The sequence below is a fragment of the Candidatus Ulvibacter alkanivorans genome (genome assembly GCF_003333325.1).
Classification (GTDB): Bacteria; Bacteroidota; Bacteroidia; order Flavobacteriales; family Flavobacteriaceae; genus Ulvibacter_A; species Ulvibacter_A alkanivorans.
Map to the genome: position 1 here is coordinate 35,529 of NZ_QOLC01000070.1, position 6,191 is coordinate 41,719.

Genomic DNA, 6,191 nt, shown 5'->3' on the forward strand with positions numbered 1-6,191 from the left:
TATTATAAGTAATTGAATTACTTGATAACTTTTACAGTTTTTGAAGCGTTACCGATAGTAACTTTTACCATGTAAGCTCCAGAAGTAAGTGCACTCATATCGATGCTAGGAGAAATTCTGTCAGGAGAAGCAGTTAATACTCTCTTTCCAAGAACGTCATATACCTCTATGCTATCAACTGCAGTAGCAGATTCGATATTCAGTACATCTTTTACTGGGTTTGGATATACGCTAAAGTTAGTTGCAGAGAACTCATCGTTGCTCAATACGTTACCTTGTCTGTAGTCAACATCGTCAACAAACATCATGTTGTTCGCGTCGATAGAGAAAAAGTCCATTGAACCTAATTGAGTTGCAGGATCTCCAGCAGTGTTTACGTAAGGTACTGCATCTAGTGAAGTTACACCGTCAATTTGAATAGTGATCGTTCCATTGTCTAAGTCGATTACATGTACAACTGGGAACCAAGTGTCAAAGAAAAATGGTGTTTCAGTAGGATCAAAATCGTACGTAAAGTTTCCGTTTGTTCCTCCACTTGCAGTGTCACTAATAAATACTTGTCCGTTGAACTGTGCACCTGGATTTGCTTCTTCTTGTTGGAAGTTATAGAATCCTGTAGCTCCTGTTGGAATAAATACACGGAAACTTACCGAGTATACTCCAGAAGTTTGGTCGCCTAACAACAACAATTGGTCATCAGTTCCATTGTCTGAGATTAACATTGACTGAGTTCCAGAAAATGCATTTGAATCTACTACATCTGCAGCAGTTCCACCTGGCCAAGTTTCCCAATGCGCAGCTTGCGGAGAAATATCACCTAGAGTGTAAGAATCAAAGTTATCTTCAATGATTTGAGCATTAACAGTAAAGGCCATTGCAAGGGCTGTTACTGCCGTTAAGTAAATTTTTTTCATAATGTAAATTTTATTATAGTTTAATATTGACTGCCAATATACAAAATTTTAGACCATCTTGTAAGAAAATTGAATTTTTTTTAACAACGTATTTTTAGTGGAAACTACTAATTTTAGTACTGTTTTCGTAAATTTGCCTTCCATTCGCTAAAAACAAAATCGCATGCAACAGCCAACTCCTTATAAACCAAAAAACAAAGTTCGAATTGTGACCGCCGCGTCGCTTTTTGATGGCCATGACGCTGCCATTAATATCATGCGCCGAATTATACAATCTACGGGGGTAGAGGTGATACACTTAGGACACGATAGAAGTGTGGAAGAGGTTGTAAATACAGCGATTCAAGAGGATGCAAATGCGATTGCCATGACCTCATACCAAGGAGGACATAATGAGTATTTTAAATACATGTACGATCTGCTTCAAGAAAAGAATGCAGGTCATATCAAGATCTTTGGAGGAGGTGGCGGAGTAATCCTTCCTTCGGAAATAAAAGAGTTAATGGATTATGGGATCACACGAATCTATTCACCCGATGACGGCCGAGAAATGGGACTACAAGGTATGATCAACGATCTGGTTCAAACTGCAGATTTTCCAATTGGAGATCAATTAAATGGAGAGGTTAACGACCTTTCAGAAAAAAAACCGGGTGCGATCGCGCGCGTCATCTCAGCGGCCGAAAATTTCCCCGAAGTTGCTGAAGAAGCCCTAGAACAAATACATGAAAAGAATAAGAAGCTAAAAACACCTGTGCTCGGTATCACCGGAACCGGCGGTGCGGGAAAATCTTCCTTGGTCGACGAACTCGTGAGAAGATTCCTTATTGACTTTCCAGAGAAAACCATCGGACTTATCTCGGTAGATCCATCGAAGCGAAAAACAGGAGGAGCCTTACTCGGAGACCGTATTCGTATGAATGCGATCAATTCGCCAAGAGTATACATGCGTAGCTTGGCAACACGACAAAGCAATTTGGCATTGTCCAAATACGTATCGGAAGCAATAGAAGTAATTAAAGCCGCCGAATACGATCTTATCATATTGGAGACTTCCGGAATTGGCCAAAGCGATACCGAGATCTTAGAACATAGCGACGTGTCCTTATACGTAATGACACCGGAATTTGGAGCTGCTACTCAACTGGAAAAGATCGATATGCTCGACTTTGCCGATCTAGTGGCCATTAATAAATTTGATAAGCGAGGTGCAAAGGATGCGCTACGTGATGTTAAAAAACAATACATGAGGAATCACCAACTATGGGATACTCCTCAAGAACAGTTGCCGGTTTTTGGCACCATCGCTTCCCAATTCAACGATCCGGGAATGAATAAGTTGTACAAGGCGATCATGGACGAATTGGTGGAGAAGACCGAAACTAACCTAAAAAGCAGCTACGAGATAAGTGATGAAATGTCTGAAAAGATTTTCGTGATTCCACCGGCACGAACGCGCTATTTATCTGAAATTAGTGAGAACAACAGGGCCTACGATAAAACGGCAGCCGAACAAGCGGAAGTAGCACAGAAACTGTACGGGATCTACAAGACCATTACTACATTAACCAACACCGATAAAAACAATAAATTCCTTACCAAGACCGGATTAGACGAAGAAGAGGTGATTAACAGCAGCAGCGATGAAACCAATCAGGAGCTATTAAAATCGCTGCTTAAAGAATTTGACCGTGTCAAATTAGACTTGGATCCATATAACTGGGAAGTGATCACCGGCTGGGATGAAAAGGTGAATCGATATAAATCGCCTGTGTATACTTTTAAAGTACGAGATAAAGAGATAAAGATCGATACGCATACCGAATCTTTATCGCATACGCAGATCCCTAAAGTGGCATTGCCAAAGTATCAAGCTTGGGGCGATATATTACAATGGGTGTTGCAAGAAAATGTTCCTGGTGAATTTCCCTATACGGCGGGCTTATATCCCTTTAAGCGAACGGGAGAGGATCCTACCCGTATGTTCGCCGGTGAAGGTGGTCCCGAACGAACCAACAGAAGATTTCATTATGTAAGTATGGGATTGCCTGCAAAACGCCTGTCGACAGCTTTCGATAGTGTGACCTTATACGGTAATGATCCTGATCATCGCCCGGATATCTACGGAAAGATTGGTAATGCGGGAGTATCTATTTGTTGTCTCGACGATGCTAAGAAATTATATTCTGGTTTCGATCTAAGTCACCCCATGACCTCGGTTAGCATGACCATTAATGGGCCGGCACCCATGTTGCTCGGATTCTTTATGAACGCTGCGATCGATCAAAATTGTGAGAAATATATCAAAGAAAACGGACTCGAAGAAGAAGTAGCCACGAAGATCGGTGAGATCTACAAAGAGCGAGGTGTAGAGCGACCCCAATATCGAGGAGAATTACCGGAGGGCAACGATGGTCTCGGACTTATGTTGTTAGGAGTGACCGGCGACTTGGTCCTACCAAAAGATGTCTATCTTAACATTAAAGCGGAGACGCTTATGCAGGTAAGAGGAACGGTTCAGGCAGATATTCTAAAAGAAGATCAGGCGCAAAACACCTGTATTTTCTCGACAGAATTTGCCTTGCGACTCATGGGAGACGTACAGGAGTATTTTATTGAAAAACAAGTACGGAATTTTTATTCGGTGTCTATAAGTGGGTACCATATTGCGGAAGCAGGTGCCAACCCGATTACGCAATTGGCGTTCACACTGTCCAACGGTTTTACCTATGTTGAGTATTACTTATCTAGAGGAATGGACATCAATAAATTTGGTCCCAACCTTTCTTTTTTCTTTAGTAATGGTATCGATCCTGAATACTCTGTAATTGGTCGCGTGGCACGAAAGATCTGGAGTAAGGCGCTAAAACACAAATACGGCGCGAATCCAAGAGCACAAATGCTAAAATATCACATTCAAACTTCGGGACGTTCGTTACACGCACAAGAGATCGATTTTAATGATATACGTACGACACTACAAGCATTGTACGCCATCTATGACAACTGTAATTCGTTACACACCAATGCCTATGATGAAGCGATCACAACACCTACCGAAGAAAGCGTTCGCCGTGCGATGGCCATACAATTGATCATTAACAAGGAACTGGGCTTAGCCAAGAATGAGAATCCGATACAAGGATCCTTTATCATTGAGGAGTTGACCGATCTTGTAGAAGAGGCCGTCTTGCTCGAATTCGATCGTATCACCGAACGTGGGGGTGTACTAGGCGCTATGGAAACTATGTACCAACGCAGCAAGATTCAGGAAGAGAGCTTGTATTATGAGACCTTAAAGCATACTGGAGAATTTCCTATTATTGGTGTAAATACGTTCTTGAGCAGTAAGGGATCACCCACCATACAGCCGGCGGAGGTCATTAGAGCAACCGAAGAAGAAAAACAAGCACAGATCACCACTTTAGAAAATCTACACAAAGCTTTTGGCGATAAAGCCGAGAAGTCGATCGAAAAGGTGCAACATGCAGCGATTCATAATGAAAACATGTTCGAACAACTTATGGAAGCCACTAAGGTATGTTCGTTAGGGCAGATCACTGCCAAGTTGTTTGAAGTAGGAGGGCAGTATCGTAGAAATATGTAGTGAAATAGGTGTTTACTAAATGCTACTATTTCCAAATCGATAGCTTTTTAGTTTTAATTGAATCGGTAAGCAGATGCGAAGGTATTTGCGTTAGGGGTTGAGCGGTGTGTTTAAGCTCGCCGTTTCGCGTAGTGAAGACGGCAGCGAGTAGCGAAGACCCGACGCGCCATAGGCGGGGAACGCCCAAAAAGAAGAAAGGATGCTGGTTGTATTTAGTTGAGTGAAAAAAATCAATATCTTAGCACAAACAACACCTAGTGCTTGCTACCATCGAATTTACCGTCACTGCCATCGTCTGCTTAATTAGTGCGGTGGTCATTCAACGAATTTTTGTAAAAGAACGTGCTCGCGGTCGCGATGTAAAAGCAATTGAAGGCATAAAATGGTTTGGTCTTGCCATATTTGTATGGGGCTTGGGAGCCGCGATAAATCTGGTCCTAAGTAGTGGCTTAGGTTGGAGTAGCGGCCATAAAATACTGATCTATGTGGGTGTGTTGGTATCACTGGCCAACTCCCTTTTTATACTGTTATCCTTACCGTCTATAGAACATAAAAAAAGTCGTGGGATCGTTGTGCGCATGATCGAACGCTTTAGCACTAAAGAATTTATTTTATTGTATAGTGGGGTGTTGGGGATGATCGCTTTTGTCTATATCGCTACGTCTTATAGCAATCCGCAGATAAGTAACAACTTTATCTGGTTGATCGACATCCCTATTTCAATTTTGGTGGCCATTTCTTTGTTGTATGAATTGAACAAGGCTTTCACGAGTCGGCAAATGAAATTTATGTACTTGCCGACATTTGCGTTGTTTGTGTTGATCTTGGTCGCGGTGACACATCGAATTATTCCGCAGGATCGAATGGTCTTGGTGATAGATCAAGAGTTTTGGACCCTTGCCGGGAGTATTACTGCCATCTCGTTCAAGTTCTTATTTATTTTATTGTTCTCGATCTTGCTTTACAGTTGGAAATTCCTTTCTGAAAAGGAACAACAGCAATCACTTGCCGATGAATACGCTTCGGAAAACGATGTGTTAAAGGAGCAACTTTCACAAATTGAATTGGCGAACGAGAGTCATTTAGACACGATCAAGAACATGAAAATCGAATTGAAGCAACTGCGAGAAGCTTCCAAAGTAGTGCTTAGCGATCGTCAAAAAGAAGTGCTTGGTACCTTGGGGTACTTCGGAAACGAACGATCGTATCCTGAGATCGCGGAACATATGAATATTAGTTTGGACGGATTTCAAACGCATATCCATCAAATAAAAAAAATCCTGAACATTAGTGGTAGTGGCGGTAAGGAGCAACTTATTCACTATGCCAAAGAGAATAACTTTATTCAGTATGCTCGTGTAAAGAACGATAGGTAACTCTATGGTTAACCATAGCGGTTGCAAAAATTGAACAGTGCGTAACCTTTGTCAGCTCTTCGATTTGGGGCAACTTGCCTTAAAAATCGAGTATGTCAATTCTTTTACAAGCTATCAATCAATCATTAGACGAACGTATAAACCAACAATTCAGTAATTTGACCAGTTGGTTCATCGACGGCATTTTTGCTGAAATTCCACTTACCGAAACCACGGGTATTCCTTGGGTACTAATCGTATTACTTTTAGGTGCCGGATATTTTACCATTTATTTCAAATTTGTAAATTTTCATG

3 protein-coding genes and 1 pseudogene are annotated in these 6,191 nt (G+C 41.6%); 3 read left to right on the forward strand and 1 reads right to left on the reverse strand.

The features are described 5' to 3' along the window. Window positions 1-17: 17 nt before the first annotated feature. Window positions 18-914: a T9SS type A sorting domain-containing protein gene (locus tag DWA30_RS06185; protein ID WP_114491672.1), complete on the reverse strand. Its 897-nt coding sequence runs from the start codon at window positions 912-914 to the stop codon at window positions 18-20. Between the two features lie 163 nt (window positions 915-1,077). On the opposite strand from DWA30_RS06185, the gene DWA30_RS06190 reads away from it, so the two are divergent. The 3 genes and pseudogenes from DWA30_RS06190 to DWA30_RS06200 form a co-directional block, all read left to right on the forward strand. Beyond that, complete coding sequence (locus DWA30_RS06190) at window positions 1,078-4,521, forward strand: methylmalonyl-CoA mutase family protein (RefSeq protein ID WP_114491673.1); 3,444 nt, start codon at window positions 1,078-1,080, stop codon at window positions 4,519-4,521. Window positions 4,522-4,778: 257 nt separating this feature from the next. Next, on the forward strand, window positions 4,779-5,897 hold the full coding sequence (locus DWA30_RS06195; protein ID WP_114491674.1) for a hypothetical protein: 1,119 nt from the start codon (window positions 4,779-4,781) through the stop codon (window positions 5,895-5,897). 92 nt (window positions 5,898-5,989) lie between these two features. Then, window positions 5,990-6,191 (forward strand): annotated as a pseudogene (locus DWA30_RS06200) (D-alanine glycine permease); the annotation flags it as partial.

Bases quoted from the DNA above. Each gene is read 5' to 3' on its own strand.
- DWA30_RS06185 (WP_114491672.1), bottom strand. From the start codon at position 914: ATGAAAAAAATTTACTTAACGGCAGTAACAGCCCTTGCAATGGCCTTT.
- DWA30_RS06190 (WP_114491673.1), top strand. From the start codon at position 1,078: ATGCAACAGCCAACTCCTTATAAACCAAAAAACAAAGTTCGAATTGTG.